General features: G+C 69.1%; 24 protein-coding genes and 3 tRNA genes. 10 read left to right on the top strand and 17 right to left on the bottom strand.

From position 1 onward, the window contains the following. Window positions 1-705: 705 nt before the first annotated feature. Window positions 706-1,377, bottom strand: a complete 672-nt coding sequence (locus tag HCK04_RS38290) for a hypothetical protein (RefSeq protein WP_185949111.1) — start codon at window positions 1,375-1,377, stop codon at window positions 706-708. A 175-nt stretch (window positions 1,378-1,552) separates the two neighbouring features. On the opposite strand from HCK04_RS38290, the gene HCK04_RS38285 reads away from it, so the two are divergent. The 3 genes from HCK04_RS38285 to HCK04_RS38275 all read left to right on the top strand — a co-directional run bounded on the left by HCK04_RS38285 (window position 1,553) and on the right by HCK04_RS38275 (window position 5,714). Then, complete coding sequence (locus tag HCK04_RS38285; RefSeq protein WP_142652418.1) at window positions 1,553-2,785, top strand: HupE/UreJ family protein; 1,233 nt, start codon at window positions 1,553-1,555, stop codon at window positions 2,783-2,785. Between the two features lie 116 nt (window positions 2,786-2,901). Then, window positions 2,902-4,533 carry a metallophosphoesterase family protein gene (locus HCK04_RS38280; RefSeq protein ID WP_142652416.1) on the top strand — a complete coding sequence of 544 codons (1,632 nt, stop codon included), beginning with the start codon at window positions 2,902-2,904 and terminating at the stop codon, window positions 4,531-4,533. 143 nt (window positions 4,534-4,676) lie between these two features. Continuing rightward, complete coding sequence (locus HCK04_RS38275) at window positions 4,677-5,714, top strand: DUF916 domain-containing protein (protein ID WP_142652414.1); 1,038 nt, start codon at window positions 4,677-4,679, stop codon at window positions 5,712-5,714. A gap of 32 nt (window positions 5,715-5,746) precedes the next feature. Here the strand turns inward: HCK04_RS38275 and HCK04_RS38270 are convergent, their stop codons facing one another. Further along, window positions 5,747-7,873: a prolyl oligopeptidase family serine peptidase gene (locus HCK04_RS38270; protein WP_142652412.1), complete on the bottom strand. Its 2,127-nt coding sequence runs from the start codon at window positions 7,871-7,873 to the stop codon at window positions 5,747-5,749. A 553-nt stretch (window positions 7,874-8,426) separates the two neighbouring features. Here HCK04_RS38270 and HCK04_RS38265 point away from each other — a divergent pair. Continuing rightward, window positions 8,427-9,335, top strand: coding sequence for an RNA polymerase sigma-70 factor (locus HCK04_RS38265; RefSeq protein WP_142652410.1), 909 nt, complete (start codon window positions 8,427-8,429; stop codon window positions 9,333-9,335). A gap of 39 nt (window positions 9,336-9,374) precedes the next feature. On the opposite strand, the gene HCK04_RS38260 is transcribed toward HCK04_RS38265, so the two are convergent. After that, a complete protein-coding gene (locus HCK04_RS38260) occupies window positions 9,375-10,304 on the bottom strand; it encodes an SDR family oxidoreductase (RefSeq protein ID WP_221890034.1) in 930 nt (309 codons plus the stop codon). Window positions 10,305-10,792: 488 nt separating this feature from the next. On the opposite strand from HCK04_RS38260, the gene HCK04_RS38255 reads away from it, so the two are divergent. Then, entirely contained in the window at window positions 10,793-11,899 is a 1,107-nt protein-coding gene (locus HCK04_RS38255) for an endonuclease/exonuclease/phosphatase family protein (protein ID WP_142652408.1), read from the top strand. A 48-nt stretch (window positions 11,900-11,947) separates the two neighbouring features. On the opposite strand, the gene HCK04_RS38250 is transcribed toward HCK04_RS38255, so the two are convergent. Beyond that, a complete protein-coding gene (locus tag HCK04_RS38250; protein WP_142652406.1) occupies window positions 11,948-12,730 on the bottom strand; it encodes a hypothetical protein in 783 nt (260 codons plus the stop codon). 298 nt (window positions 12,731-13,028) lie between these two features. Between HCK04_RS38250 and HCK04_RS38245 the strand changes: the two genes are divergently transcribed. After that, window positions 13,029-13,232, top strand: coding sequence for a cold-shock protein (locus HCK04_RS38245; RefSeq protein ID WP_142652404.1), 204 nt, complete (start codon window positions 13,029-13,031; stop codon window positions 13,230-13,232). Window positions 13,233-13,379: 147 nt separating this feature from the next. Here HCK04_RS38245 and HCK04_RS38240 read toward each other — a convergent pair whose 3' ends face one another. The 5 genes from HCK04_RS38240 to HCK04_RS38220 all read right to left on the bottom strand — a co-directional run bounded on the left by HCK04_RS38240 (window position 13,380) and on the right by HCK04_RS38220 (window position 17,669). Next, complete coding sequence (locus tag HCK04_RS38240; RefSeq protein WP_142652402.1) at window positions 13,380-13,946, bottom strand: alpha/beta fold hydrolase; 567 nt, start codon at window positions 13,944-13,946, stop codon at window positions 13,380-13,382. 102 nt (window positions 13,947-14,048) lie between these two features. Beyond that, complete coding sequence (locus HCK04_RS38235) at window positions 14,049-14,300, bottom strand: hypothetical protein (protein ID WP_205831221.1); 252 nt, start codon at window positions 14,298-14,300, stop codon at window positions 14,049-14,051. 117 nt (window positions 14,301-14,417) lie between these two features. Beyond that, window positions 14,418-15,011, bottom strand: a complete 594-nt coding sequence (locus HCK04_RS38230) for a carboxymuconolactone decarboxylase family protein (RefSeq protein WP_142652400.1) — start codon at window positions 15,009-15,011, stop codon at window positions 14,418-14,420. A 73-nt stretch (window positions 15,012-15,084) separates the two neighbouring features. Beyond that, window positions 15,085-17,046 carry a LuxR family transcriptional regulator gene (locus HCK04_RS43215; RefSeq protein ID WP_260617552.1) on the bottom strand — a complete coding sequence of 654 codons (1,962 nt, stop codon included), beginning with the start codon at window positions 17,044-17,046 and terminating at the stop codon, window positions 15,085-15,087. After that, complete coding sequence (locus HCK04_RS38220; RefSeq protein WP_142652398.1) at window positions 17,043-17,669, bottom strand: AAA family ATPase; 627 nt, start codon at window positions 17,667-17,669, stop codon at window positions 17,043-17,045. Before HCK04_RS38220 ends, HCK04_RS43215 begins: the two co-directional genes overlap by 4 nt. Before the next feature lie 241 nt (window positions 17,670-17,910). On the opposite strand from HCK04_RS38220, the gene HCK04_RS43970 reads away from it, so the two are divergent. From HCK04_RS43970 to HCK04_RS38205, 3 genes are all read left to right on the top strand, one after another. Continuing rightward, entirely contained in the window at window positions 17,911-18,075 is a 165-nt protein-coding gene (locus HCK04_RS43970; protein WP_142652396.1) for a type II toxin-antitoxin system VapB family antitoxin, read from the top strand. A 142-nt stretch (window positions 18,076-18,217) separates the two neighbouring features. Beyond that, complete coding sequence (locus HCK04_RS38210; protein ID WP_142652394.1) at window positions 18,218-19,483, top strand: helix-turn-helix transcriptional regulator; 1,266 nt, start codon at window positions 18,218-18,220, stop codon at window positions 19,481-19,483. Then, entirely contained in the window at window positions 19,480-20,712 is a 1,233-nt protein-coding gene (locus tag HCK04_RS38205; protein WP_142652392.1) for a GUN4 domain-containing protein, read from the top strand. Before HCK04_RS38210 ends, HCK04_RS38205 begins: the two co-directional genes overlap by 4 nt. Before the next feature lie 131 nt (window positions 20,713-20,843). On the opposite strand, the gene HCK04_RS38200 is transcribed toward HCK04_RS38205, so the two are convergent. The 8 genes from HCK04_RS38200 to HCK04_RS38170 all read right to left on the bottom strand — a co-directional run bounded on the left by HCK04_RS38200 (window position 20,844) and on the right by HCK04_RS38170 (window position 24,655). After that, window positions 20,844-21,086: a hypothetical protein gene (locus HCK04_RS38200; protein ID WP_142652390.1), complete on the bottom strand. Its 243-nt coding sequence runs from the start codon at window positions 21,084-21,086 to the stop codon at window positions 20,844-20,846. A 165-nt stretch (window positions 21,087-21,251) separates the two neighbouring features. Further along, window positions 21,252-21,437 (bottom strand): hypothetical protein, encoded by a 186-nt coding sequence (locus HCK04_RS38195; protein ID WP_142652388.1) that lies wholly within the window; start codon window positions 21,435-21,437, stop codon window positions 21,252-21,254. A gap of 315 nt (window positions 21,438-21,752) precedes the next feature. After that, complete coding sequence (locus HCK04_RS43965) at window positions 21,753-21,884, bottom strand: hypothetical protein (protein WP_260617551.1); 132 nt, start codon at window positions 21,882-21,884, stop codon at window positions 21,753-21,755. Between the two features lie 99 nt (window positions 21,885-21,983). Further along, window positions 21,984-22,060 (bottom strand) — tRNA-Phe (locus tag HCK04_RS38190). 21 nt (window positions 22,061-22,081) lie between these two features. Continuing rightward, window positions 22,082-22,156 (bottom strand) — tRNA-Asp (locus HCK04_RS38185). Window positions 22,157-22,266: 110 nt separating this feature from the next. After that, window positions 22,267-22,339: transfer RNA gene (locus HCK04_RS38180), tRNA-Glu, on the bottom strand. Next, a complete protein-coding gene (locus HCK04_RS38175; protein ID WP_142652386.1) occupies window positions 22,340-23,974 on the bottom strand; it encodes a metallophosphoesterase in 1,635 nt (544 codons plus the stop codon). 57 nt (window positions 23,975-24,031) lie between these two features. Further along, the gene (locus tag HCK04_RS38170; protein WP_168066599.1) at window positions 24,032-24,655 is read right to left on the bottom strand and encodes a TetR/AcrR family transcriptional regulator C-terminal domain-containing protein; all 624 of its coding nucleotides are present in this window, start codon (window positions 24,653-24,655) and stop codon (window positions 24,032-24,034) included. A 68-nt stretch (window positions 24,656-24,723) separates the two neighbouring features. Between HCK04_RS38170 and HCK04_RS38165 the strand changes: the two genes are divergently transcribed. Further along, window positions 24,724-25,662, top strand: a 939-nt coding sequence (locus HCK04_RS38165) for an ATP-binding cassette domain-containing protein (protein WP_142652382.1), incomplete at its 3' end; no start/stop codon positions are given.

The following is a 25,662-nucleotide window of genomic DNA, read 5'->3' as shown; positions in this document are numbered from 1 at the left end:
CCCCGGAGCACCAGACACGACCATGGCCCCACCATGCCCTCCCCCATCCCCAACGGCAGAAGGCCCGACACGACCAGCGACCAGGCAGACAACAAAGCAGACAGCCGACGCGGGCAGCCGCGGCAGGGAAGCACAGGACAACGGCACATCACAGGACGAATCGGGAGCAAGTCTCATCCTGCGCGACCTCGAGACACCGCCCTTTTGACGACTTGAGGGCGCTTCGGCCCTGGCACCGTTCAAGGGAGAAACCGTTCCCCGCATCCCGTTCAGGCACCCCACCCGCCGCCGCGCCGCTGAGCCCACGTCCGGCGCCGCACGCGGCACGGGCCCAAGCGGCACTGGCCCAAATGTCACTGGCCCGCGCGGTGCTGGCCTGGCCGCGCGGTGGCGAGCTACGGGAGGGTGGGCTGCGCCGTGCTAGACGCCCGGTCGTGGACTGCGCCGTGGTGGACTACGCCGTGCTGGACCGCGCCGTGGTGGACGCCCGGTCGTGGACTGCGCTACGCCGAACTGCGCTATGCCGAACTGCGCGCTGCGCTGAACTGCGCGCTGCGGTGAACTACGCGGCACTGGCCCGCATGGCGCCGGCCTTGATGCGGGCCTGGCCCGAACGACTGTACGTAAGCGATCACGGCCCTTGTGAAACGGAAAGTGCTCTACAAGGTGCCGGCCATCGGCACATTCGTCAGCGAGCCGAAGGGATCAGTCGAGCCAGATCACGATGCCGGTCATGCCGTTGAGCACGGCCGCGGCACCCGCCCGGATCGCGCGCGCGGCGCGCTCGGGGGTGAAGCTCGCGGCGTCGTACGTGGAGGACATGCCGAGCCCCTCGCCCCGGAAAGACGCACCGGCCCAGTCGGCGGCGGTGACGTTCTCCGTGGGCTCGGCCAGTTCCGCGCCGACCACAAGGAACTGCTGGCCGAGGTGGTTGGCGGTGACCAGGGCCAGGGGGTCGATGAGGGCGTCGCCGGCGCTCACGATGAGGTCGGGCTTCATGCCGATCGCCTCGGTGATGGTCGCGATGTACCGGTCCGGCCGGGTGGCCGTGAGGGTTCTGAGGCTGACGCCTTCCTCGTCGGCCCACGCCTTCACCGCGTTCGCCAGCGTCGTGGTCTGGCGGTCCTCCCCCGCGGTGAGCAGCACCACACGGTAGCCCTCCGGCGGATGCACCCCGTTCCAGGAGCCGGGCCGGGGCGTGATCGTGGCCTCCGGGGCGGGGGACGCGGACGGGAAGAAGCCCGGGCCGGGGGTGCCGACAGGGGTGGGCTTCGCGTGCGGCCGGGACCAGTCGTCGCCGGAGCCGCATCCGCCGGCCAGCACGGCGGTCGCGACTGCCGCGGCCAGTGTGCAGGCAGGCAGAAGCCGAGAGCGCATGGGGATCGTCCTTCGGAGCGCCGGGAAGTGCGCCTACTTCCTACCGCATGATTCGCGGCCTTCCGGTGCCCGGGACGTCTCCGCCAGGCGTGGTTCCTCGACGGTTCTTTCACGAGATACCGCTCGTTCATTTCCATCGAGCAGATTTCGTACACCAAAGCCGAAAAGGAGCTATATGTCCCCCGCCGCTCGGCGTCGTGTCTGTGCTGTCCTCGCCGCCGCAGCCGTGGGCGTCCTGTTCAGCGCCCTCTCCACGCTGCTGGGCAGCGTGCCCGCCCTCGCTCACGGGTTCACCTCGACGGTGTACGTCAACCTCGTCTCGCCCCAGGCCGGGCACGTGCGCACCGAACTCGACCTGGAGTATGACCTGCTCGTCGTCTCCGCCGCCGACTACGAGAAGGACGACCCGCTCTTCAAGGAGGGCACCGCGGCGTTCGACGCCGACGACGCGGCACAGCAGGCCGCCGCGCTCGAGGCCCACTCGCGCTCGGTCGTCGCGTACGTCACCCAGCGCTTCGGCGTCACGGCCGGGGGCACGGCGTGCACTCCCGTCAAGGACGGCGGCTTCACGATCGGGCGGCGCGAAGGCGTCCCGTACGCCCGGCTGGTCCTCGACTACCGGTGCCCGGAGTCCGCCGACGCGCACGAGGTGCGCAGCGCGCTGTTCGCCGGCTCCGAGGGGTACGTGCGCGACAGCAAGACGATCGTCACCTACGACCTCGACCTGACGTCCGGAAGCACGGCCCTCGACGCCCAGCACCGGTCGTTCTCCACGCAGCAGTCCTGGTTCGAGCGGTTCTGGCAGTTCTTCCGGCTCGGCGCCGAGCACCTGCTCGGCGGGCTCGATCACATCCTGTTCCTGCTGGCGCTCATCGCGGGGTCACGCCGCCTGCGCGAGATCGTGCTCGCGGCGACCACCTTCACGCTGGCCCACTCGGTGACCTTCGTCTTCGCCGCCCTCGGCCTGGTGGAGGTGCCCGCGTCGTTCGTCGAGCCCGTCATCGCCCTCTCGATCGCGGTCGTCGCGGGCTGGCACCTGTGGCGCCTCTGGCGGCGCCGGTCGCACGCCACCGACCTGGAGACGGCAGGTCACGGCCACTTCAACCTCGACCGCGCGGGCTGGACCCGGCTCGCGGTGGTCTTCTGCTTCGGCCTCGTGCACGGCCTGGGGTTCGCCTCGGCGCTGGGCATCCAGCAGGCCTGGTCGTGGACGCTCCTGTGGTCGCTGCTCGTCTTCAACGTGGGCATCGAGGTCGTCCAGCTGACGATCATTGTGGCGGTCTTCCCGCTGCTCGCCGTACTGCGTCGCCGCCGGCCGATCGCCGGACTGTGGACGACCGGGGCGATCGCGGCGGGCGTGTCCGCGATGGGCCTGGTCTGGTTCGTGCAACGCGTTCTCGGAACCTGAGATCGCATCACATCTTCGATCAGGCGCAACGGTTCGCCCGCCCTGCGTTCACCAGCGCGACACCCAATCTCGCAATCGTGCAAATCGCTCGAATTCCCCCACACGGATGGAAAAGCATGAAGCTCGACAAGGGGACCAACAACCCCGGGCTCGTCCTCCGCCGGGCGGCCGTCACCGCCGCCGCGGCGGCCCTGAGCGCCACCGCCGTGCTCGGCGGCGGCCTCGTGACCGCGGCCCACGCCGACCCCACCACGACGGTCAGCGGCATCGTCCTCGGCGTGGGCGCCGACCAGGCGCAGCGGGTCGTGTCGTGGTACGCCTCGGAGGGCACCGCCCAGGTGGTCCAGGTCGCGCCGACCAAGAACCTCGTGCGCGGCGAGTTCCCCAAGAACTCCGTCACCTTCCCGGCCACCGTGACGGCGAACACCGTCAACGGCGGCTACAACGGGCACGCCACGATCGACGGCCTGAAGCAGAACACGGAGTACTCCTACCGCGTCGGCACCCCGGGCGCCTGGTCCCCGACGTACTCCTTCACGACCCAGAACTTCAACGGCAACGACTTCGACTTCCTGTTCTTCGGCGACCCGCAGATCGGCTCGTCGGGCAACACGGCGAAGGACGGCGCCGGCTGGGCCGACACCCTGAACGTCGCCCTCTCCGCCAACCCGAAGGCCGAGCTGCTGGTCTCGGGCGGCGACCAGATCGAGAGCGCCAACAACGAGACGCAGTGGAACGCGTTCCTCGCCCCCGACAAGCTTCGCCAGTATCCGTGGGTCGCCACCATCGGCAACCACGACGTCGGCGGCAAGGCGTACGAGCAGCACTTCTGGACGCCGAACACCGACCGTTCCACGCCGTACTACAACGGCGACGCGGCCACCCGCTCGGGCGGCGACTACTGGTTCACGTACAAGAACATCCTGTTCATCGACCTGAACAGCAACGCGTACGCCAACGGGTCCGACGCCGCGCACATCAACTACGTCACCGACGTGGTCAACAAGCACGGCCGCGACGCCAAGCACATCGTGCTGATCTACCACCACTCGATCTACTCGCCGGCCGACCACGCCAACGACGGTGACAACCAGCAGCGCCGTAAGGACTTCCCGACGGCCTTCTCGAACCTCGGCGTCGACCTGGTCCTGCAGGGTCACGACCACAGCTACTCCCGCAGCTACGTGATCAAGAACGGCCAGAAGGCGAACCCGGACGAGCGCCCCGGCGACACCGAGGTGTTCAAGGGCCCGGGCGGCGTCATCTACGTGACGGCGAACTCGGCGTCGGGGTCGAAGTACTACGACCTCACCGCTCCGAACACGACCAAGGACCCGAACTACGGTCCCGACCCGCTGAACCCCAAGAACCACTGGGCCAACTCGGTCGAGAACCAGGAGCACGTCCGCACGTACGTGCGGGTCCAGGTGCGCGGCGACAAGCTCGTCGTCGAGAACCTCCGCAGCGGCACCTGCGCCGCCCCCAACGCCGCGGTGGAGCTCGGCAACGTGGAGTGGTGCGGCCCGGACAACGGCGCGAGCGCCGCTCCCGGGGTCGGCTCCCTCGTCGACAAGGTCGTGATCCACACGAACGGCAAGCCCGAGCCCGGCAAGCCCGAGCCCGGCAAGCCCGGACCCGGCAAGCCCGAGCCCGGCAAGCCCGGACCCGGCAAGCCCGAGCCCGGCAAGCCCGAGCCCGGCAAGCCCGAGCCCGGAAAGCCCGGCCCCGGGGCCGACTGGCTCCAGTAGTAGACGACGACCGGGGGCGACGCGGGGGCCCGACGCGATGAGCGGACGGCCCCGCTCCCGGGTGGGTGGGCACCGAGCAGGTGCCCACCCCACGACCCATCGCCCTCTCCGCCGCTTCCCCAACCCATCCGAGGATCGATCTGATGCAGCCGTCACGACCCCGTACAACAACCGCAGCACGCTCCATCGCCCGGGCCGTCGTCGTGGCGCTGCTCGCCGCGTCCGGCCTGTTCGCAGCGGGGACGGGCCCCGCCGCGGCGGCGGACGGCGAGGTCTCCTGGACCGTCGCGACGGCGTCCAACGACTTCGGATCCGACCGGCCCGACTACAGCTACACGCTCGACCCGGGCGGGCGGCTCGACGACGGGATCGTCGTCGCCAACAACGGCACGACGCCGCTCCACCTCGACGTGTACGCCGCGGACGCGTTCACCACCGGGCAGGGCCGGCTCGACCTGCGCGGCAAGGACGCGAAGCAGACCGGCGTGGGCGCGTGGATCCGCACGGACCGCCCCGACGTCACCATTCCTCCCGGTAAGACCGCCGAGGTGCCGTTCACGGTCGCGCTCCCCGGCGACGCCGCGCCCGGCGAATACATGGGCGGCATCGTCACCTCACCGGCCGACGCCGGAGCGGCGGCCGGGCAGCGTCTCGGCATCCGGATCCGCCTGCGCGTGGGCGGAGAGCTGCACCCGAGCCTGTCGGTGGAGAACCTGCAGGTGCGCTATTCCGGCACGTCCAATCCGCTCGACACGGGCGACGCCACCGTCACCTACACGATCCGCAACACCGGCAACAGCATCCTCGCCGCTCGTCAGACGGTGTCCGTGGCCGGACCGTTCGGGCACTGGGAGGCCCGCGCGGGACACATCGACGACTCGCCCCAGTTGCTCCCGGGCGACACCTGGAAGGTCTCCGTGCCGGTGAAGGGGGTGACTCCCGCGCTGCGGCTGACCGGAACGGTCACCCTCGTCCCCCTGCTCACCGACGCGGCGGGATCGATCGCCCCGCTCGCCGCCGTGGACGGCACCGCGGGCGTGTGGACGCTGCCGTGGGCGCCGCTGCTCGCTCTCCTGGTCGTCTGCGGGCTCGTCGTCGCGGCTCTGGCCGTACGGCGCCGCCGGAGGACCGCACTCCCCCACGGGCCGGCGCACTCCGCCACACCGCTCACGCAGGAATAGACCGCTCACGCAGGAACAGCCGGCGAGGCGTCTCAGAGCGGTTCCGCGGCGGCCTCGCGCAGAGGTGTGGCCGTCCTCTCCGGTGACAGGCCGGTGTGTTCGGCGGCGAAGGCCAGGATGTCCGCGCTCAGGGCGCGTTCCTTGCTCGCGGGCGCGGCGGCGTGGGCGGTGTCGGGTTCCCGGCGCATGAGGATCGGCCGGTCGCCGCCGGTGGCGTGCTGGAGGGCCGCGCACATCTTGGTGACATGGGCCTCCCCCGTCTGCAGATCGGTCACCGCGCCGGTGAAGAGGAAGGCCGGATAGCGGACTCCGGGCCTGACGTGGTGGTACGGCGAGTACGCCAGAAGCCATTCGAGCTGCTCGGGCCGCGCGGCGCTGCCGAACTCGTCGGTCCACGTGCAGCCCAGGCCCCATCGTTCGTAGCGCACCATGTCGCAGAGCGGGCCTTCCGCGACGACCGCGGCGTACAGGTCCGGTCGCCGTACGGCGGCGGCGGTGACCAGGAGACCACCGGCCGACTGCCCGTATATCGCCAGTTGGCCGGGGGTGGTCATGCCGGTCTCGACAAGCCAGGCCGCGGCGTCGTTGAAGTCGCTTATCGCGCGGTGCTTGTGCGGCCCGCGCCCGGCGTCGTGCCAGCGCCGGCCCTCCTCGCCGCCTCCGCGTACGCACGCGACCGCGTACGTGCCGCCCGCGCCGACCCACGCGGCCGCCAGGGGGAAGAACCACGGGCGCATCGGCATGCCGAAGCTGCCGTAGCCGTACAGGAGGGTGGGCCGCGGCCCCTGGTGCTCCTCCTCCGGTGTGAACAGGAACAGCGTGATCTCGGTGCCGTCCGCGGCGCGGCAGCGCACGTCGCGGCTGCGGATCCCGGGCGTACGCCCCGCCGTGGCGGCGCCCGTCTCCGGCTCCGTCACCCCGCGTACGGCGTCGTGGCGATAGACGACGGGCGGCGTGGTCACATCGCAGTATGTGAACCACGCCCGATGGCCGTGGGGGACGCTCGTGCGCAGGGACGACACCACGCCCGCGCCCGGCACGGGCAGCCGGGCGAGTTGCCTGCCGTCGGCCAGGTCGTGCAGCGTCAGGGCGGAGATGCCGTGGCGGGCGCGCGCCACCAGCAGGAGGGGCCGCGCGAGCGCCGGGCCGTCCAGCACGACGCACTCGTCGAGGGGAGCCTCGGGGTCCTCGGCTATCAGCGTGCGCCAGGCGTCCGGGCCGTGGTCGGGCCGGTCCGCCACGCAGACGCGGCCGCACGGAGCCTCGTAGTCGGTGACGAGCAGCAGGGCGCCGTCCGCGAGGAAGCGGGGAAGGACGCGGGCACCGATGGCCTGGCCGTCCACGACCCTGACGAAACGCGGGGCCGCCGGGTCGGCGAGCTCCGCCACGTACACGTCGTTGTGCGCGGCGGGCCCGGCCGTCGCCGTGACGGCCAGATGACGTCCGTCCGTGCTGACCGTGAGCCCGTAATAGTGGTCGGGGGCGTCCTCGCCGCCGAACACCACCGTGTCGTCCTGCCAGGGCGTACCGATCCGGTGCAACCGCACCCGCCGGTGCAGCCGCAGGTCGCCGGGGGCGAGCTCCTCGTCGGGGACCCGGCTGACGTAGTAGAAGGCGTCCCCTCCCGGCAGCCAGGCGAGCGAGGTGTTGCGGGCGCGCGGCAACGGCCCGTCCACCACGTCGCCGGTCCGCACGTCCAGCACGATGATGTCGCTGCCGGGTTGCTCGGCGACCTCCATCTGGACGGCGACGCGTTCGCCCTCGCGGGACGGCCACCAGGCGTACAGCCCGGTGTGCCCCGACGGATCGACGTCCACCGGATCGACCAGCACCCGCCTGCCGCCCGTGCCGTCGACGACGAGCAGGCGCCGCTGCTCGTCCCCGCGGAGTTGCTCGGCGAGGAACATGAGCGAGCCCCGCACGATCGGGGGTTCCGACACCCCGAAGGAGGACACCTGGTCCATCAGAGACGTCCATGATCGCCTGTCACGCCATTGCTCGCGGCACGCCAGGAACAGGCGATCCTGGGCCGCCGCCCAGTCGCGTACGCACGCGTCGTCGCCGTTTTCCAGCCACCGATAAGGGTCGGACACCGGGATTCCGAACAGATTCTCCACGAGGTCGCTGCGCCGAGCGGCAGGGTAGAGAAATCGCGCCATGAAATCCCCCCGCCTTCAATGGATGCCGCCTTCAACGTGGGTGCCGCCTTCAATGGGTGCCGTGACAGGTCGAGGCACTGCGGCCCGTTCACGCCGCAGCACCTCGATTCACTCGGTTACGACTCGCCGCGGAGAATGTCCGCCTGCCAGCCGCGTACGCCGCCGATCCGGGCAGCGGGAGCGCCATCGCGATACGGCAGGTATCCAGTCATGTCGACCTCCTGGATCCGTCGACTCGCCCGATATGGGCGATTACGAGGGCAACCGTCCCCGTGCCCGGGATCGATAAACGCGAGCGCCGAATCCCGGCCTCCCACCACTGGGAATCGAAGAGCCGTCAATCATTTCGCCGTTAAATTCCCTGAAAGAAACGAAAGTCGCACGGGAATGCCCGTGGAGATCGGAGCCGTCCAAGATAGATCCCGGGCACGGCGACACCCGGGTGTGGCTTGGCCGGCACGGCCCGTCGCGAACCGTGGTCCCCGGTCAGAGCGCCCGGACGGCGGGTGAAAGGCTGGAAAGGTCCATCCGCCGGCGGAACGGGGCCAGCACCATGAGGGATATCCGCACGGAGAGCCGTCGCGGCGGGACCGAAGACCTCGACGAGGCGGCGGCCACCTTCGAGAGCCTGCGGCCACGCCTGTTCGGCATCGCCTACCGCATCCTGAGCAGCGCCACCGAGGCGGAAGATCTGTTACAGGACGTCTGGCTGCGCTGGCAGGCGTACGACCGCGACACCGTGGCCGATCCGGGGGCGTTCCTGGCGACCGTGACCACGCGCCTGGCCATCAACGCCCTCCAGTCGGCTCGCGTTCGCCGCGAGACGTACGTCGGCCCGTGGCTCCCCGAACCCGTCGACACCGGCAACGATCCCCACCTCGGCGCCGAGCGGGGCGAAGCCCTGAGCTTCGCGGTCCTGCTCCTGCTGGAGAAGCTCTCGCCCACCGAACGCGCGGCGTACGTGTTGCGAGAGGCGTTCGACTATCCCTACCGGCGGATCGCCGAGATCATCGAGGCGAGCGAGGCCGCGGTGCGGCAGCTCGTCAGCAGGGCGCGCAAACGCATCGTCTCCGAGCGCCGGAACCCGGTGACCCGGGACGAACAGCGCAGACTGCTCACCGCCTTCGTCGCCGCCGCCCGCGTCGGCGACCTCGCCAAGCTGGAAGAGCTCCTCGCCGCGGACGTGATCAGCTACTCCGACGGCGGCGGCGCCGTACGGGCCGCGCGCTTCCCGGTGGTCGGCGCGTTCCGGGTCGCGAAGTTCATCAGGGCGTTCGCGAGCCGGTTCTGGGCCGGGGTCGAAGTGGAATGGGCCGACGTCAACGGGCAGCCGGCGGCTCTGCTGCGCCACGACGGCGAGCTGTTCACGGTCCTCACCGTGAACGCCTCCGAGGAGGGCATCGACCAGGTGCTGTGGCTGATGAACCCCGCCAAGATCGCTCCGTTGTCCGCCGCGAGCTGACCCGCCCGTCTCGTCGCGGGCGCGTACGCCGGCCCGCGCTCAGGTGGGGAACTCGACGTGGGCCAGTTGCTCGGAGACGGTCCACAGCCGGGCCGCGTCGCGCTCGACCTGGACCGATTTGTAGAGGGGCAGCTCCGTCGGCCCGCCGGTGAACTGGCCGAAGCCGTCGGGGCCGTAGAACCGGCCGCCCCGCGCCTGCGGGCTCGTGGCCGCGTACAGGGCCGGTCGCAGCCCGGCGTCGACCGTCTGCACGAACAGGCCCAGCCGGAGGAGCAGCTTCATGAGCCTCTCGTAGGGCGCGGGGCGGGTGCGGCCCAGGTTGGGGCCGGACGCGTAGAGATTGGTCAGGGTCGTGCCGGGGTGCGCGACGTTGCTGACGATGCCCCATCCGCCGGCCTTGCTCCGCCGGTCGAGTTCGAGCCCGAAGAGGAGATTGGCCAGCTTCGACTGCCCGTACGAGCGGACCGGCGAGTATTTCCGTTCGCTCTGCAGGTCGGCCCAGTCGACGGCGGCGGAGCGGGCGGCGCTGCTGGACATCGTGGTTACCCGGGCCCCGCGCAGGCGCAGCAGCGGCAGGAGCCGTGCCACGAGCGCCATGTGGCCGATGTGGTTGGTGCCGAACTGCAACTCCAGGCCGTCGACGGTCGTCTGCCGGGCGGCGGGGGCCATCACCCCGGCGTTGTTGATCAGAATGTCGATCGGGCGGGCCTCGCGCCGAAGGGTGGCGGCGAGTGCCGCAATCGATTCCAGCGAGGCCAGGTCGAGCTCACGCGTGGAGACGGTGGCCTCCGGCACCACCTCATTGATCTTCTTGACGGCGGCGGTGCCCTTGTCGGGATTTCGGACCGGCAGCACGACCTCGGCCCCGGCTTGGGCCAGTTTCATGGCCAAGCCGAGACCAAGCCCGTCGCTGCCGCCCGTCACCACGGCCACCTTGCCCGCCAAGTCGGGCACTCTCGCGGCATCCACTACGCACCTCCTGGTCAACAGAGAGTTCCGGTCCGCCGACAAGACAGGACAGAAACGTCATCTGTGACACGCCGCGAGCCGGCGGCAGAGGGTGGGGCCGGTGCCGGCTACTCCGCCGGCGCGCCGAAGACGTAGGTGCCGGGAGTGTCCGGGTTGTCCCCCGCCCAGTACGCCGTCCATGTTGCCGGGACGTCACCGTTGGTGACCGTATGCACCAGGTGACCGCTTCGCTACTGATCGTGTCCGGCCGACGAGGAACACAAGCGGAGTCCATGAACGGCCCAAACTAACGGCCGGGCAGGCGAGCCGGGCGCGTCGCCGTACGGCGCCGAAAAGTTCACTGACTAGATTCACACCGCGGGCCCGCCGGGAGACCGCATGAGCGGCCCGGGGAGATTCCATGATCGCGCACGCGCGCATTCCCATGCCCAGGAAGATCCGGTGGTCGTCACCGGCGCAGCAGGCCCAGTGCCGATGAGAGAGGCCATATGAAGCACATCCGGCTCACCAGGTCGCGCCCGCCCTATGCGCTCGCTCGCGCCCTACTGACGATCATGCTCGTCGGCGTCACGGCGTTTCCGACCGGCGCGAACGCGCTCGCGGACGGCGGCAGCAAATCGGACATCCGCGTCATGACGCAGAACATGTATGTGGGTGCCGACCTGCTGCCTCTTGCCCAAGCACAGACACTGGACCAGTTCAAAGCGGCGGTGACACTGGCGTACCGGCAGATCCTGGCGTCCCAACCGGCTGAGCGCGCCGCCGCGGTGGCCCGGGAGATCGCCCGGGACAAGCCCGACCTCGTCGCCCTGCAAGAGGCCGACATCATACGCACCGGGAGTCCGCCCGCGACGAATGTCAGCTCGGACCAGCTCAAGTCGCTCCTCGCCGCGCTCGACCGGCTCGGGCTGCACTACGAGGCCATGGCGATCATGCCCGAGCAGGACGCCGAGGCCCCGACCACCCTCGGTTTCGACGTACGCATCAGCGTGCGCGACCTGATCATCGCCAGGGTCGACCCGGGCAGGCCGGTCAAGGTGTCGAACATCCAGGTGCAGCCGTACGTGGTCGACCGGGTGTTCCCGACGCCCCTCGGCCCCTTCGCCAGCCGTAGCGGCTGGGCGTCGGTCGACGCCACCATCGGCGGCCGCATCTTCCGGTTCGTCACGACGCACCTCGAACCGACACCGCCGTTCATCACGCAGCGCACGCAGGCGCAGGAGCTGATCGCGGCCGCGACGAACACGAAGCTTCCGGTGGTGCTCGCCGGTGACTTCAACACCACGGCCAACGACCCGCAGAACCCGACGTTCCCGACGTACCAGTTCCTGCTCGATTCGGGGTTCACCGACGCCTGGCGCGTGAAGCACCCCACCGATTCCGGCCCCACCTGCTGTCAGGCGCCCGACCTGCGCAACCCGGTCTCCTCCCTGACCTTCCGCATCGACCTGGTCCTGTTCCGCGGGGACTTCCGCGTAAAGGACATTCACCGTGTCGGTGAGGAGCAGAGGGACCGTACGCCGTCGGGGCTGTGGCCGTCCGACCACGCGGGCGTCGTCGCGACGCTCCAGTTGCCGCACCCGCGTTCCCGCTAGAACGGCGACCCGGATCCCCGCGACGATCGTCGCGGGGATCCGTGGCTTTCAGCCTTCTGCCGGGAGGGCCGGGGACTGCTCGTGGGGCAGCAGGTAGCGCCACGACAGCACGAAGATCTTCCCCGAGCCGGTCGTGAAGAGCGACCGGCCGTACTCCTGCCCGGCGGGAACCGCCTTGGTGATCGCGCTCGCCGCCGCGCCCTCGACGTCCTTCTGCCAGACCGGGTCGATCGTGCCCGAAGGCTCCGGAACGCCCTGGGGCCACGGCGACGGCTTGCCCTCCGCCGACTCGGCCCCTTCGGCGACCACCCGGACGCGGGTGCCGGCGTAGTCGGCGCCCTCCTCGGCGGCCCGGGTCGCCAGGTCCTCCATCGTCTTCTTCGCGTCCATCAGCTCTTTGGGGTAGAAGTCCGCGAGCTGCTGCAGAGCCGGAACCCGGACCTCCAGCATCTTCCCGTCCTTCCCCCGTACGCCGAGGACGGTGTCCGGCAGGTCCGTCACCGACGGCGCACCCGGCTTCGGCGTCGCGGTCGGCGGCTGCCCGGCCAGGTCATTCTCCAGCCGCGTGACCACCTCGCCCGCCTCGGCATCCGTGAGCGTCATCTGCTTGCTCGCGTCAACGATCACCAGCCCGTCGCCGTACAACACCACCCTCGGCGGACGCAGCACGTTCATGGTCGCGGTGACGAACCCGCCTTCCGCGCCCAACACGGCGACCGGCTGCGCCGGCCCGTCGTCGGCCACGGCGGCCGCCGACGTGTCCGGTTCCACTCCTCCACAGGCCGCGGTCAGCGCCATCACCGCCAGCAGCAGAATCATTCTCAGTCTCATGCTTCACACCACGTAAGGGCCCTCACCTTGGTTCATCCTCGCGGTGTCCCCGTTCCGGACCGCTCCCCGACATGCCCGCGTACGGGGTTTCTCGAGAGAATGGCGCGGGAACCACGTCGCGGCGTGTAGTGTCGGAGTACAGGTTGTGTCGAAGTCCCAGTATGCGTTGAAGCGCTTGCTGAGTTACTGACAGCGAGCGTTACCGTACGGAGCCGAGGCTTTCCCAAGGCGGTCGGTCGCAGCAGCCCGAGGACCACACCCGTGGCTCTCGAGATCGTCTAATCAAGGAGAAAGCAGCATGGCTCAGGGAACCGTGAAGTGGTTCAACGCCGAAAAGGGCTTCGGCTTCATCGCCCCCGACGACGGCTCCGCGGACGTCTTCGTCCACTACTCGGCCATCGACGCCGGCGGCTACCGCTCGCTGGACGAGAACCAGCGGGTCGAGTACACCGCTGGCCAGGGCGCCAAGGGCCCGCAGGCCGAGCAGGTCCGGCCCATCTGAGCGACGCTTCACACCGCCACCGCCGGGCACGCCGAGGCGTGGCCCGTGCTCTGACGGCATCCGGCCCCGGGCTCCTCACGGAGCCCGGGGCTTCGTCATGCGGACTCACGATCTTTTCGGCTCTGGACGTTCGGGCCAGCGCCGCTGTCATTTCGCCATGATCGCCCACGGGTCCGAGTCCCCCTGTACGTGGCCGACGGCGTCGAAGACCGCTGCGGTCACGGCTTCGGGCTGGGACGCCCCGACGGCGTGGGAGGCACCCTCGATCTCATGGGTTCCGCGCGAGCCGGCGCGTTCGGCCATAAACCTCAGCGCCCCGGCCGGGATGTTGAGATCGCGATCACCGTGGACGAACCAGGACGGCTTGGCACGCCAGCCCGGCTCGCTCACCGTCAGCCTGTCGGTCAGCGCCCGTTCGGTTACCGGCCGCTGGGTCGCCGCCATCAGGGCGGCCTCGTCGGCGTCGTTGCCGGACGCCACCTGGCTGATCACCATGCCGCCATAGGAATGGCCGACCAGGACGACCGGCCGTCCGATGCCGGCGATCACGTCGCGCACGTAGGCGGCGTCTCCCTCCACGCTGCGCAGCGGGTTGCCCGCCGCGACAGTGGTCAGCCCGCGGCCGTGCAGACGCTGGATAACGCGGTTCCAGCTCGCCGACTCGGCGAAGGCACCGTGGACGAGGACGACGACGGGCTGTTCTGTGGTGGTCATGGGTTCGCCTTTCCGTAGGTCAGGGCGGCCTCGAGGAGCATCATGAAGTCGTGCGGGGCCGCGTGCCGGTTCAGCGGGCGGACGTGGCGGCGGCGATGACGCTCACCACGGCCTGTGGCCGGGACAACATCGACAGGTGGGACAGCCGTCACATGCGACTGTGGTGGCGACGCCGTCCATGGCCAGCCGGGTTGCTTCCTTGGTAAGGAACATGAGCGTGGGACGGCCCTGCTCGGCCGCGCCGAGCGCGACCAGGAACGCCACAGTTACCCGCTCAGGGTCCTCCAGTCCGGTTGTCAGGCTGATGACAGCTTTTCCGGCCATGATCTTCTTCTTGTCCTTCGTCGAGAGCATGTATCGGTGCCAGTGAGTCAGGGAGCGGGTAGCGGTCCACCACACCGTCGACGAACCTGCCCGCTCGGCGCTGGGGACGGTTGGTGGAGGTCATCGGGACATCCAGAGCGGATTGAGCTACGAGCCACCTGCGTCGCCCCGCTGGCGTGAAAAGGCCTCATCGGTTGCCCCGACGGCCGCACGGACACCTGGGGGCAGCTCGCGGAAGACCGGATCGGGGACGGCGCCGACCGCGGACAGGAGGCCGCTGAAGAACCGGCGCAGACAGACGGCGAGGACGATCTGGAAGATGTCGGCATCGGCCAGGCCGTGCCCGCGCAGGACCGCGATGTCCCCCTCAGTCACGCCGGCGGGATCGGCGGCGACGCGGTCCGCGAAGTCCATGGCCGCTACATCCACCGGCGCCAGCCCCGCATCGTGATGGTCAGCCATGATCGCCCGCAGGGCCACGTCATCGTAGAACCGCTCAAGCAGCGCGGCCGCGTGCGCGAGACCGCAGTACGTGGAACCGAGGCGGCGGGCGGCCGTCAGGGTGACCAGTTCGTACCGACGCGGATCCATACCGGCCCTGACCGCCTCCCCGAGCCGCAGCCATGCGTGATAGACCTCAGGCCGCAGCGCCAGCACCCTCAGATAGTTGGGCACGTATCCCAGGGCGGGCCGCTCAGCTTCGTAAAGGGGTGATTCGCCAGGCGTGCTGAGATAACTCATGTCTCCCCCTTGGGACGGCATCTCAGCGCAGAACGGTAGGTCCTCGCGACGATCCGCGATTGGGGAGAATTCCCTATTTTGCGGGCTTCCGGACTAGGTTCAGCCGGTGCGCTGCAGCAACCGCCTGACCCCGGTTGGCCACACCGAGCTTGTCCAGCACCGCGGAAACGTGGTGGTCGACGGTCTTGACCGACAACGACAGGCGCCCGGCTATCTCGGCATTCGACAGCCCTTCGGCCAGCAGCGCGAGCACCTCCGCCTGGCGCAGCGTAAGGCCGCCGGGGTTGGCGGCCGTCGTCCGGCGAGGGCCACGCGGCACGTGAGTGAAACCGCGCCTTCTCAGCTCCGCCCGCAACCGCACCGCCACCCGCGTGGCCCCCAGCTCGTCCAGGACCCGCAAGGCTTCGGCCGCAGCGCCCTGATCACCGCCCGCCAGTGCCTCGACACGCATATACGCGGCCCCGCGCCGCGCCCACTCCGCAGCCGCGCCGGCCCAGTCTTCGTCGATCATCATCTGGTACGACCGGGCCCCCGCACCGGGCAGCCCGGTATCTCCGGCCCGCCACAACCGATAGGCCAGCTCCCCGATGTACACCGAATGGTTCGCCCTGACGGCCAGGTCCAGGCCGTGTCGGGCCTCCTCGGCGGCACGCTTGGCATCGCCGTACAGCAGGAAGTACTCCGAGCGGGCCGCCGCCACCGGGCAGACCCGCTGCACCTCACCGGTGCGTTCGGCCTGGCGGGCGGCCTCGTCGAGCGTGACCCGCGCCTCGCGTTCGCCACGGGCCGCCTGAATCCGGCCCCGCGCCAGCAGCGCGGGAACCACGGCGACCCCGGCTCGGACCTGCCGATCCAGTGCCGCGTCCGCATCGGCCAGAGCGCCTGCCCAGTCACACCGCACCAGCCGCACCCCCGCTCGCACCCCGAGCAGGTACTGGACGTAGCCGTCGAGGTCCTGTTGGGTGGCGTACGCCAGCGCATGTTCGACCGCCGGTGCGGCGGCTTCGTACTCGGCCAGTTGCACCAGCGAGGTCGCCAGGTTGACGAGTGCCCGGGCGGCGTGATCGGCCAGCCCGAGGGCTGAGGCGCGCTCGTGCACCTCCCCCAGCGCCGCGACCGCGGTTTCGTCACCGCCCGTGAGCCGGGCGGTGCTCACGTTGATCTCAGCGTGGACGGAGGTCTCTACATCCCCCAGCCGAACGGCCAGGGTTCGCGCCCGCTCTCCCCACGAGACCGCCGCCTCCCGCTCGCCCGCAAGCATGTGCAACTGGGACCGGTTGCTGTAGGCCATGGCCAGTTGCCGGCCCGGCAACTCGGTCTCGAGAACTGTGATCGCCCGCGCGGCCGCCTCCCAGGCCTGCCCCGCGTTCCCCGCCCACCAGGCCAACCGAGAGATCCAGCGCAGGTTCTCACCGACCTGCTCGGGTTGCCGCAGATTATCCCGTGCGGCCAGCGCCGCCCACCTGGCCCGCAATCCCTCCTCGGCCAGCCCGGCCAGGTACGCCTGGAACGCGTAGGCCTCCAGCAGCTCGGCCTGCTGCTGGGCCGGTAGCCGATCTGCGTACAGGGCCGCTGACCGATAGTGCGCCGTCGCCTCTCGATGGGCGCCCTGCCGGGCAGCGCCGGCCCCCGCCACCTGCCCGTACCGCAGGACCGCGGCCTCGTCCCCCGCTTGGGTAGCGTGGTGAACCAAGCGGCCCGGGTCGACCTCGGGGACCCCGGCCAGCACGCCCAGCACCCGCCGGTGCAGCGCGGCGCGGCGCGCGGGCGGCAGCGCGTCCTCCACCGCACTCCGCAGCAACTCGTGACGGTACGACACACCGACACCGGACGGCACGAGCACCCCGGCGTCGACGCATATGTCGACCAGGTCCGGCACTCCCGCCACGACAGCGGCGTCGGCGCGAGTCGGGATCACCGACACCAGATGGGCCAGCTCCCGGGCGGGCCGCGGCAACAGCCGCAGCCGGTCCAGGACAAAGTCCTGCACGGTGGCCGGCACCGCCCGCCCCTCCGCCTTCAACAGTTCGGTCACCAGCAACGGGTTGCCGCCGGACAACCGATAGACCAGCTCCGGACCCGCCCGGTCCGGTATGCCTGATTCGCCACGCACTCCCGTGACAGCGGCGACAGTGACACGCGTCGCGTGATCGCGCCGGGCAGGGTCGCAAGGGCGCCCCGCAGCGGGTGCTCGACACCCACCTCATCGTCACGGTAGGTCACCACGAGCAGGACCGGGATTCGACCGATCCGTCGGCCCGACCAGATCAGCCAGTCGAGTGTGGCCTCGTCAGCCCAGTGGGCGTCCTCCACGACAACGACCGGGCGCGCGCGCTGCGGCGGACCGGAGATCTCGTCCAGAAACGCCGTGAAGAGCTCCTCCTGCGCGGCGCCGGCGTTCAGCCGCTTGGCCAGGACACCTCTGGTCTGGCGGCCGATGTCGTGCAGGGGACCAAGGGCCCGTGGAGTGATCAACCGGTCGCAGCCTCCCCAGAGCGCCCATGCCGCCGGCCCGCATCGCCGGACGAACTCGGTCACGAGCACGGACTTGCCGATCCCGGCCTCGCCGGCCACCACCGCCACGCGACCGCCGCGGGCGCTCTCACGCAGAAGGTCGCCGAGGAGATCCAGCGCCCCGGAACGCTCCCACAGCTCCATGCGAACGATAGTAAAGTCAAAAACGCCGCGGAGCGTGACCGCTCGGGACGTTTGGGCTGTTCAATGGTGCTGGTCAGGGGCAGGGTCGAACTGCCGGCCTTCCCCTTCTCACGTATAACAGTCACCCAGCTCGCCGTCGCTCACATCAGGCTAGCCCGTACGCCCAGGCAAGCAGAGATCGTGCCGCTGGAAACTCTCGCCGGTCGGCGATCTGGATTCATATACGAGCGAGGCGGTGTCCGTGACCAAGACCCCGTTCGACCTCGATGACGAGGCTCTGACCGAGGCCGCGAAGCTGCTCGGCACTTCTTCCAAGAAAGACACGGTCAACGCCGCTCTACGAGAATTGGTCGACCGACGCAGACGTGCAGCCGCCATGGCTCGTACGCGCGAGATGGCGGCTTGATCATCAAATGCGGAGTTCGCCGCTCCGACATCACCTTGTCATGGCACGAAGCGAGAGAGAGCTATAGCATTTGAGGACGGCAGTTTTTCGTGACAGTTTATAATTACTGGCGCTTTGCGTAACGAATTCCAGGAAAGGGCTTATGACCGTTTCGTCGTTCGGTGATGAGCTACGTCGTCGCAGGATCCTCAGCGGGTTGTCCTTGACGGAACTCGCCACACGGACCGGATACAGCAAGAGCCACCTCTCCAAGATTGAATCCGGTCGCCAGCAGCCGACGCCTGGGCTCGCGCGCCGTTGCGATGCCGCGTTGAAGGCCGAGGGTGGACTCATCGCCCTCGCCGCGATGCCTGTGTCGTCCCGCTCGAACGACGCGGCTACGCCGCCTTTCGGACCGGAATGGGCGATCCGGTTCACCGCGGACGGCGACGGTGGGTTCGGGACGAACATGCCCGACGACTCGATCCGCCTGCGGTTAAAGGCCGTGCCCGGCTATCTGGAGGCCCCGGGTGACGTGGAAGCACAATCCGCGCTACTGGACGCGACCATGCGACTCGGGCAGACCACTTCCCCAGCGGCTGTCCTGCCAGTGGCGATCGCTCAGGTTCATACGCTGCGTGCCGCGCTGCCGCTGACTCGCGGACGGTCCCGCGCGGCCCTGCTCAGGCTGGCCGCGCGGACAGCCGAGTTCACCGGGTGGATGGCTCAGGAAGTGGGCGATGACAACGCGGCCCTCTGGTGGACCGATCGTGCGGTGGAACTCGCCGTGGAAGGCGAGGACCACGAGCTGGCCGAGTACGCCGATGTTCGACGCGCGCTCGTGACCCTCTACGAGGGGCAGCCGGGCGCGACCGTCAGGCTGGCCGCGCGTGTGCGCGCCGCGCACGACCTCTCCCCGCGCGTACGCTGGCTCGCGGCCCTGCGGGAGGCTCAAGGCTACGCGCTGGCAGGTGAGAACAACCGCTGCGCGGCGGCGCTCGATCATGCGGACATCCTGTGGGAGCGGGCCGGCCGCGAAGGTGTGGTGGACACCAGCCGGCCGCTCGGCACGTCGGTTTCCGTCGATCTCATGAATCACCTGATCCGTGGCTGGTGCCTGCACGACCTTGGCCGTCCCGAAGAGGCCGCGGAGCTCTTCGACCGGTCGAGCCCCGCGACGGCGGCCGGGCCCTCCCGCCGCTCCCGGGTCAGGTTCGCGGTTCGGCAGGCGCTCGCACTGGCCGACAGCGGCGCCACCACGCAGGCCTGCGCAGTGGTGGCCGGCGTGCTCCACGAGATCCGTATCGTCGACTCCGCGACCGTCAGGACCGACCTGAAGTCCTTCGTCTCCCTTATCCGACGCCGCCGGGCGCACTCGGCCGTAGCGGAACTCTGGTCGGAACTGCCATCCCTGCTGGAGCCCCGGTGAGCCGAGATCTGATCTTCATCAGTTTCCGCAACGGCGACGGCGACGTGCTCGCCGACCACATTGACGGGGAGCTCCGCAGACAGTTCGGAGACGACTACGTATTTCGTTCCGGACGGTCGATTCCCCCAGGAATGGCCTTCGACAAGGTCCTTTATGACGCGCTCAACCGGGCTTGCGTGCTGCTCGTGATCATCGGCCCGCGTTGGGCGGGCGTGACCGATTCCGGCGGGCGACGCATCGACGTGCCCGGTGACTGGGTGCGCACCGAGGTGGCGCTGTCGCTCGCCGCCGGGATCCGCGTGATCCCGATTCTGCTCAATAACACACCGTTACCCACCGCCGAGCAGTTGCCCGACGATCTGAAGGAACTGAGTAAACGCCAGACGATCCCTTATCGCACCAAATTCGGTCATCGAGACTGCGCCCACCTTGTCGACGAGCTACGCGAGATTTATGAGATCACCCGTGTTCAGCCGCAATCCGGGCCTGTTCAGTTGCCGTCGGGTACCTCACGAAGGTTGAATTTTCAGGTCCTCGACGACCTGTTGGCGTCCAGGCGCTGGGAGGAGGCCGACAGGGAGACCGCAAGCCTGCTCTGGGCTGCCGCGGGCGGTGATCCGAACACCTCACGTGCGCACTTGATCGAGCCGGACCAGGTCGACGGACTCGCCCGCGACGACGTCCGCTCGATCGACCTGCTCTGGAGACATCGCAGCGATGGACGATTCGGCTTTACTCCGCAGCGTGACGCACTCCGGCAGGCCGCCGGCGACCTGATCGCCTACGGCTCCGCAGTCGGCTGGCGGACGAATCGCTGGATCTTCTATGCCGAAGCGCAGTTCTCACTCGGGGCACCCCGCGGACATCTCCCGATCCTCGGCCCAATCGGCGGCATTCGACCTCCGTGGAAATTGCGTCAGATCCGCGACGGATACGGCTCGATGGGCCGGCTGCCGATCGATTTGGCGCGTTATCTGCGTGACCCGACGTGGGCCGAGCAGGTGCACGCCAGACCTGTGGACGAATCCTTCGGCTGGCAGGAGTACAGCGAGATGGCGTCGCTCGCCATGTTCGAGGTCTATGCGGATGCCGCGAAATTGCAGGGTCGTCGGCTGCGGAAAATACTAACGGAGGCGCCCGCTCGCAGGATGTTCGCGAACTACACCCAATTGATCTCCGTTGTGTGGGCAATCAATCGGCCCCGCCTGCTTGACCGGCTGGGCGGATGAAGCCACCTGGCCAGTATGCCGGACGAGGCCAGTCTCCGGCATCGGCCGATGAAGCACAAAAGCCCGCTCCGCTGGCGCGCGTGAGTCATCGAGCCCGACGCGCGCCGGCACCCCCGTTCCTACGCTGACTGCTATTCCTCATAAGCAGGGAAACCACGGAACTGTTCGAACCTCACCAGCTCGGCTACTTTGAAGATCGTGTAGAAGCGGATTAGGCGCGCCTTGTCGGACGAAGCGGTGCTGCCGACCGCCACGTGAAAAAGAACGGCATCCATGTTGTCGACGTCGGCTACCGAGGAGGTGCTGACGAACGCGTCAATCGCGTCGATGGCCGAATTGTCGTCCATCTTCAACCAGCGGTCCACGGTGACCATGTAGCTACCGGCTTGAAAAAGTTCACCTGCCGTCTGCAATATGCGCTGTTAGTCAGGCATGGTTTCCTTCAGTCGTCGAATTCGAAGCTCAGGCTCTCCACCGGCGTACGGCGCCTGGCATGGGAGGCATCGGCACCTGAATCAGGCCGGCGACTTCGCCTCCTGTCAGTTTGTGCTGTTCTTCTTGTTCTTGCTGGCGATCGCGGCGCTTGCGACGGCCGCCGCACCCAGAATGGCCGCGCTCCGCGTGATGGCACGGGACCGCCTGCGTGATGCATTCGCGTACTCGATGGCCTTCCACAGCCCGAAGATTCCGCTGATAATTGCGGAGAGGATCATTACGGCATCCATGGTGGAACCTTCTTTTCCGGATCGAGAGCGATCCTCTGGGATCACGGTACATCAGCAATAGTCGCGACGATCAGGGTGTCCGATCCAGAGGCGCACGGCCTCCACTTGCCATGAAACCGTGAAACACCTTCTCACCAGGCAGAGCGCGGTACTTCTTGTCTTACCAGGAGCCCAGGGGCGCGACTCAGTACGGCGAGGACCGCCATGACTCACAGACGATTGAAGATCCGACTGAAAGGCTTCCGTCGTCGACGTGATCGTCTCCACCGGTCACGAAAACGTTACGAGCTCGAGTAATGGCGTCTGGAATCTGACTCAGGAGACGCTTGCCATGGCGAGGGCGTCGCGGCGTTCCTGGAGATGGGCCCATCCCACGAGGCCGAACAGGACGGCGAGGAGGACGCGTTCGCGCAGGAGGTCGGGGTCGGCCCGGCCAGCAACTGTCAACGCCAAGGACGAGAGCCACATTGTCGTCAGTCTTGTCGTCAACGCTCAACAAGAACGCCCCGGCCATGATGGGCTCGGGGCGTTTGGGCTGTTCAAAGATGGTGGTCAGGGGCAGGGTCGAACTGCCGACCTTCCGCTTTTCAGGCGGACGCTCGTACCAACTGAGCTACCTGACCTCCGGCGGCTGCCGCCGTACGCGGTCCTGACGGGACTTGAACCCGCGACCTCCACCTTGACAGGGTGGCGAGCACTCCAAACTGCTCTACAGGACCTTTATGTCCGGGGGGGCTTTCGCTTCCCCGTGTTGTTCGGCTCGCCTAGCTTACCAGCTTCCGGGAGGTCTTCGACCTTCCGTCATCCGGCGCGCCCGACGCGCTCCACGTGCCCCCAACGGGATTCGAACCCGTGCCGCCGCCTTGAAAGGGCGGTGTCCTAGGCCGCTAGACGATGGGGGCTCAAGGCTTCCGCCCTGTTCCGTGACGCCTTCCGTCGGAGACCCCTGAAGCATAGGGGACGTTTGCCCCTGATGCCAAAGCGACCGGCGACGGTGAGCCGCTGCCGGTTGCCGTCGGCGACGGCGGTGCCTGCGGTGACTCGGGAAAAATTGTACGACCAGGGTCCGGCTCGATATGACGCTCACACTGGATCCACTGCTCGCCCAGGCCGCCGACCGTGATGTCGTCCCAGGCCTCCAGGCGGTGGCTGCTCTTGTTGAAGTAGAGCACCGAGGCGGTCAGCGGGGTCGGCTCGTCGTGTTCAAGGCCGCGCAGGCCGGCGCCTCCGGTGGATCCCTGGATCATCAACCGGGTGCCCGAGGGCAGCAGCTCGGTGGACCGCGCGTGGACGTGCCCGCTCAGCACGAGCGGGACATACCCGGACAGGCCGCGGCCCACGGTCGGGTCATGGACGGCCGCGATGTCGGCGGCGATCTTGTCGGGGGCCGAGGTGGAGGCGGGCCGGGGCCACTCGCGCGGCGCCAGCTTGGCCGCGTTGGCCCGGCCGAGGTCGAGAAGGGTCTTGCTCTCGTCGCCCTCCGCCTGCACGGACTTGTCGGGGGTGAACCTCGGGTCGCCGATGCCGTAGACGGTCAGCCCCTTGACGGTGGCCGCGGCGCCGTCCAGCACGATCGCGTTCTTCTGCTTGGCGACCGCCCGCTGGGTCGTCAGGGAGTCGTGATTGCCGCGCACATAGACGTACGGCACGCCGAGCGTCCCGATCTCCTTCACGAACTCGTTCTCGGCCTTCGTCCCGTGGTCGCTGATGTCGCCGGTGTCCACGATGAAGTCGACCTTGAACTGGTCCTTCAGCGACTTGATCACGTTCCAGCCCAGCGGGTTGATGTGCAGGTCGGAGACGTGCAGCACGCGGATGGTGCCCGGGTCGGGATCGAAGATGGGCAGGGTCGACCCCGCCTCGTACAGCTGGGACACGTTGGTCACCAGCTTGGCGAGCTGGCCGCGATATTCGGAGAACTTGGTCACGATCGACTCGGCGCTGCCGACCAGGGACGGCACGCCCGTGAGCAGCCCGGTATACCGGGGCTCGGCGATCGAGCGGGGGTTGAAGGTCAGCGCGGAGACGCCGCCGAGGACGGCGACCATCACCAGCGAGCCCGCCGCGGTCCAGGCCGCCCGCGACAGCCGCCGGAAGACGACCAGGCCGGTGATGAACCCGAAGACGACGGCGAACAGCGCCGCGCGCACGACGAGGCTGCGCAGCCCGGCGATGACGTCGGCCTCGATGGTCGTCGGCAGCCGGTCGGCCCACCGGGGGTTCTTGAGGATCTCCTCCGCGACCTCCGGGTGGACCGCCTCGATCGTCAGGTCGAGCCGCAGCGGGGCGTCGTGGCTGTTGAAGCTGAGCGTCCCGAGAGGCCGTACGTCGATGACGGTCTCCCCGCTCCACGACGGAGCCAGGGACATCCCGACGTCGGCAGGCCCGACCGGTGTGTCCACCTTGGCGCCGAACGTCATCCCGAGCCATCCGCCGACCACCGCCACCAGCAGGACCGCGAGCACACGAGCGGACACCCGGGCGGGCCGGCTGCCGAAGGTCCTGCGGGCGTACGCCCTCAACCGCGAGTTCTCCATCCCTTCCTGACTACCCGAAGTTGCGACTGCTTTGGTTGCCAGGACTCGGCGTTCCGGTTACCGGGTCTCCAGGCGGGCCCGCATTCCGGACAGGATCAGCGCCATGCCGTGCTCGAAGGACGCGTCCGTCTGCGGGCCCTTGGTCTCGGCCATGACGGCGCGCACGTTCGGGTACGGCGCGAGGCCCTCCAATGCCTCCGCGAACAGGGCCGGATTCAGCATGCCCCGTTCCTGGTCGGCCTGCTCCTCCAGGACGAATCCGCCGAGGAAGCTCGCGAGCGTGCCGAGACCCCACATCGCGTCCGTACGGGTGAATCCCACGCGTTGCAGCGACTCCAGGATGGTCTCGACGGTCCGCAGCGTGGCCGTGCCGGGGTGGGTGCCGGCGGTGAGGCGCGCGGTGTCGCGGTGCGACTTGAACACGCGGCGCTGGCCCCTGCACCACTCCGCCAGCCATTCCTCCCACGACTCCCCCTCGGCGAGCGGCCGCAACGGCTCCTGTACGGAGATCGCCTCGGCCATCGCGTCCAGGAGCTCCTGCTTGTTCTTGAAATGCCAGTAGAGGGCGGGGGCCTGCACGCCCAGCTCGGTCGCGAGCCTGCGCAGGGTCAGCTTCTCCAGCCCCACCTCGTCGAGCAGCCGGATGGCGGTCCTGACGATCGTGTCGCGTTCGAGTGCCACGGTTGACAGCTTAACGGCGTTCAATGCATCCTTAACGTTGTTAAATTTAACTGCGTTAAGGAGATGCCGTGATCCATGCGGAAGGAGTACGCAAGCGGTTCGGCACCCGCGAGGCGCTGCGAGGCGTCGACCTCGACGTGCCGCGCGGCTCGGTGTGCGGCCTGCTCGGGCCCAACGGCGCCGGAAAGACGACGATGGTCCGCATCCTCACCACGCTCATGCGCCCGGACGGCGGCTCGGCCCGGGTGGCCGGCTGCGACGTGGTCGCGGACTCCGAACGGCTCCGCTACCGCATCGGCCTGGTGGGCCAGCACGCCGCGCTCGACGAGCTGCTGACCGGCCGCCGCAACCTGGAGCTGTTCGGCCGGCTCTATCACCTGCCCCGCCGTACGGCCCGGCAGAGGGCCGAGGAGCTGCTGGAGCGGTTCGGCCTGGCCGAGGCGGCGAACCGTCCGGTGCGGACCTATTCGGGCGGCATGCGCCGCAGGCTCGACCTGGCCGCCGGCCTGATCGTCAGCCCGCCGGTGCTGTTCATGGACGAGCCGACCACCGGCCTCGACCCGCGCAGCCGCCTCGCGCTGTGGGACGTGCTGCGCCGGCTCGTCGCCGAGGGAACGACCCTGCTGCTCACCACGCAGTACCTCGACGAGGCCGACCACCTGGCCGACCGGATCGCCGTCATGGACGCCGGGCGGGTGGTCGCGGCCGGGTCGCCGTCCGAACTCAAGGCGAAGGTGGGCGGCGACCGGGTGAGCGTGGCCTTCCGCGAGGCCGCGGACCTGGCTCCCGGCGTCGAGGCCGTACGCGGCGTGCTGCCCGGCGAGCCCGAGATCGACGCCCCCGGACGGCGGCTCTCCGTGCCCGTCTCGGACGGCGCCGCCTCCCTGGTCAGGGTCGCCGCGGCCCTCGACGCCGCCGGTGTCGGCGTGGAGGACCTGGGGCTGCGCCGCCCGACGCTGGACGAGGTGTTCCTGGCGCTCACGGACGCGCCGGCCGGGCAGAAGGAG

It is taken from the genome of Microbispora sp. CL1-1, assembly GCF_012034195.1.
Lineage (GTDB): Bacteria > Actinomycetota > Actinomycetes > Streptosporangiales > Streptosporangiaceae > Microbispora.
Note: the sequence above shows the minus strand (reverse complement) of the source record. Positions and strands in the feature narration are given on the sequence as shown.

Excerpts from the sequence above, each read along its gene's own strand:
- HCK04_RS38210 (WP_142652394.1), top strand. The coding sequence starts at position 18,218 with ATGACCGTTTCGTCGTTCGGTGATGAGCTACGTCGTCGCAGGATCCTC.
- HCK04_RS38265 (WP_142652410.1), top strand. The coding sequence starts at position 8,427 with ATGAGGGATATCCGCACGGAGAGCCGTCGCGGCGGGACCGAAGACCTC.
- HCK04_RS38245 (WP_142652404.1), top strand. The coding sequence starts at position 13,029 with ATGGCTCAGGGAACCGTGAAGTGGTTCAACGCCGAAAAGGGCTTCGGC.
- HCK04_RS38275 (WP_142652414.1), top strand. The coding sequence starts at position 4,677 with ATGCAGCCGTCACGACCCCGTACAACAACCGCAGCACGCTCCATCGCC.
- HCK04_RS38285 (WP_142652418.1), top strand. The coding sequence starts at position 1,553 with ATGTCCCCCGCCGCTCGGCGTCGTGTCTGTGCTGTCCTCGCCGCCGCA.
- HCK04_RS38280 (WP_142652416.1), top strand. The coding sequence starts at position 2,902 with ATGAAGCTCGACAAGGGGACCAACAACCCCGGGCTCGTCCTCCGCCGG.
- HCK04_RS38270 (WP_142652412.1), bottom strand. The coding sequence starts at position 7,873 with ATGGCGCGATTTCTCTACCCTGCCGCTCGGCGCAGCGACCTCGTGGAG.
- HCK04_RS38220 (WP_142652398.1), bottom strand. The coding sequence starts at position 17,669 with ATGGAGCTGTGGGAGCGTTCCGGGGCGCTGGATCTCCTCGGCGACCTT.
- HCK04_RS38175 (WP_142652386.1), bottom strand. The coding sequence starts at position 23,974 with ATGGAGAACTCGCGGTTGAGGGCGTACGCCCGCAGGACCTTCGGCAGC.
- HCK04_RS38290 (WP_185949111.1), bottom strand. The coding sequence starts at position 1,377 with ATGCGCTCTCGGCTTCTGCCTGCCTGCACACTGGCCGCGGCAGTCGCG.
- HCK04_RS38195 (WP_142652388.1), bottom strand. The coding sequence starts at position 21,437 with ATGGATGCCGTAATGATCCTCTCCGCAATTATCAGCGGAATCTTCGGG.
- HCK04_RS38240 (WP_142652402.1), bottom strand. The coding sequence starts at position 13,946 with ATGACCACCACAGAACAGCCCGTCGTCGTCCTCGTCCACGGTGCCTTC.
- HCK04_RS38235 (WP_205831221.1), bottom strand. The coding sequence starts at position 14,300 with ATGCTCTCGACGAAGGACAAGAAGAAGATCATGGCCGGAAAAGCTGTC.
- HCK04_RS38250 (WP_142652406.1), bottom strand. The coding sequence starts at position 12,730 with ATGAGACTGAGAATGATTCTGCTGCTGGCGGTGATGGCGCTGACCGCG.
- HCK04_RS38230 (WP_142652400.1), bottom strand. The coding sequence starts at position 15,011 with ATGAGTTATCTCAGCACGCCTGGCGAATCACCCCTTTACGAAGCTGAG.
- HCK04_RS38200 (WP_142652390.1), bottom strand. The coding sequence starts at position 21,086 with ATGGTCACCGTGGACCGCTGGTTGAAGATGGACGACAATTCGGCCATC.
- HCK04_RS38255 (WP_142652408.1), top strand. The coding sequence starts at position 10,793 with ATGAAGCACATCCGGCTCACCAGGTCGCGCCCGCCCTATGCGCTCGCT.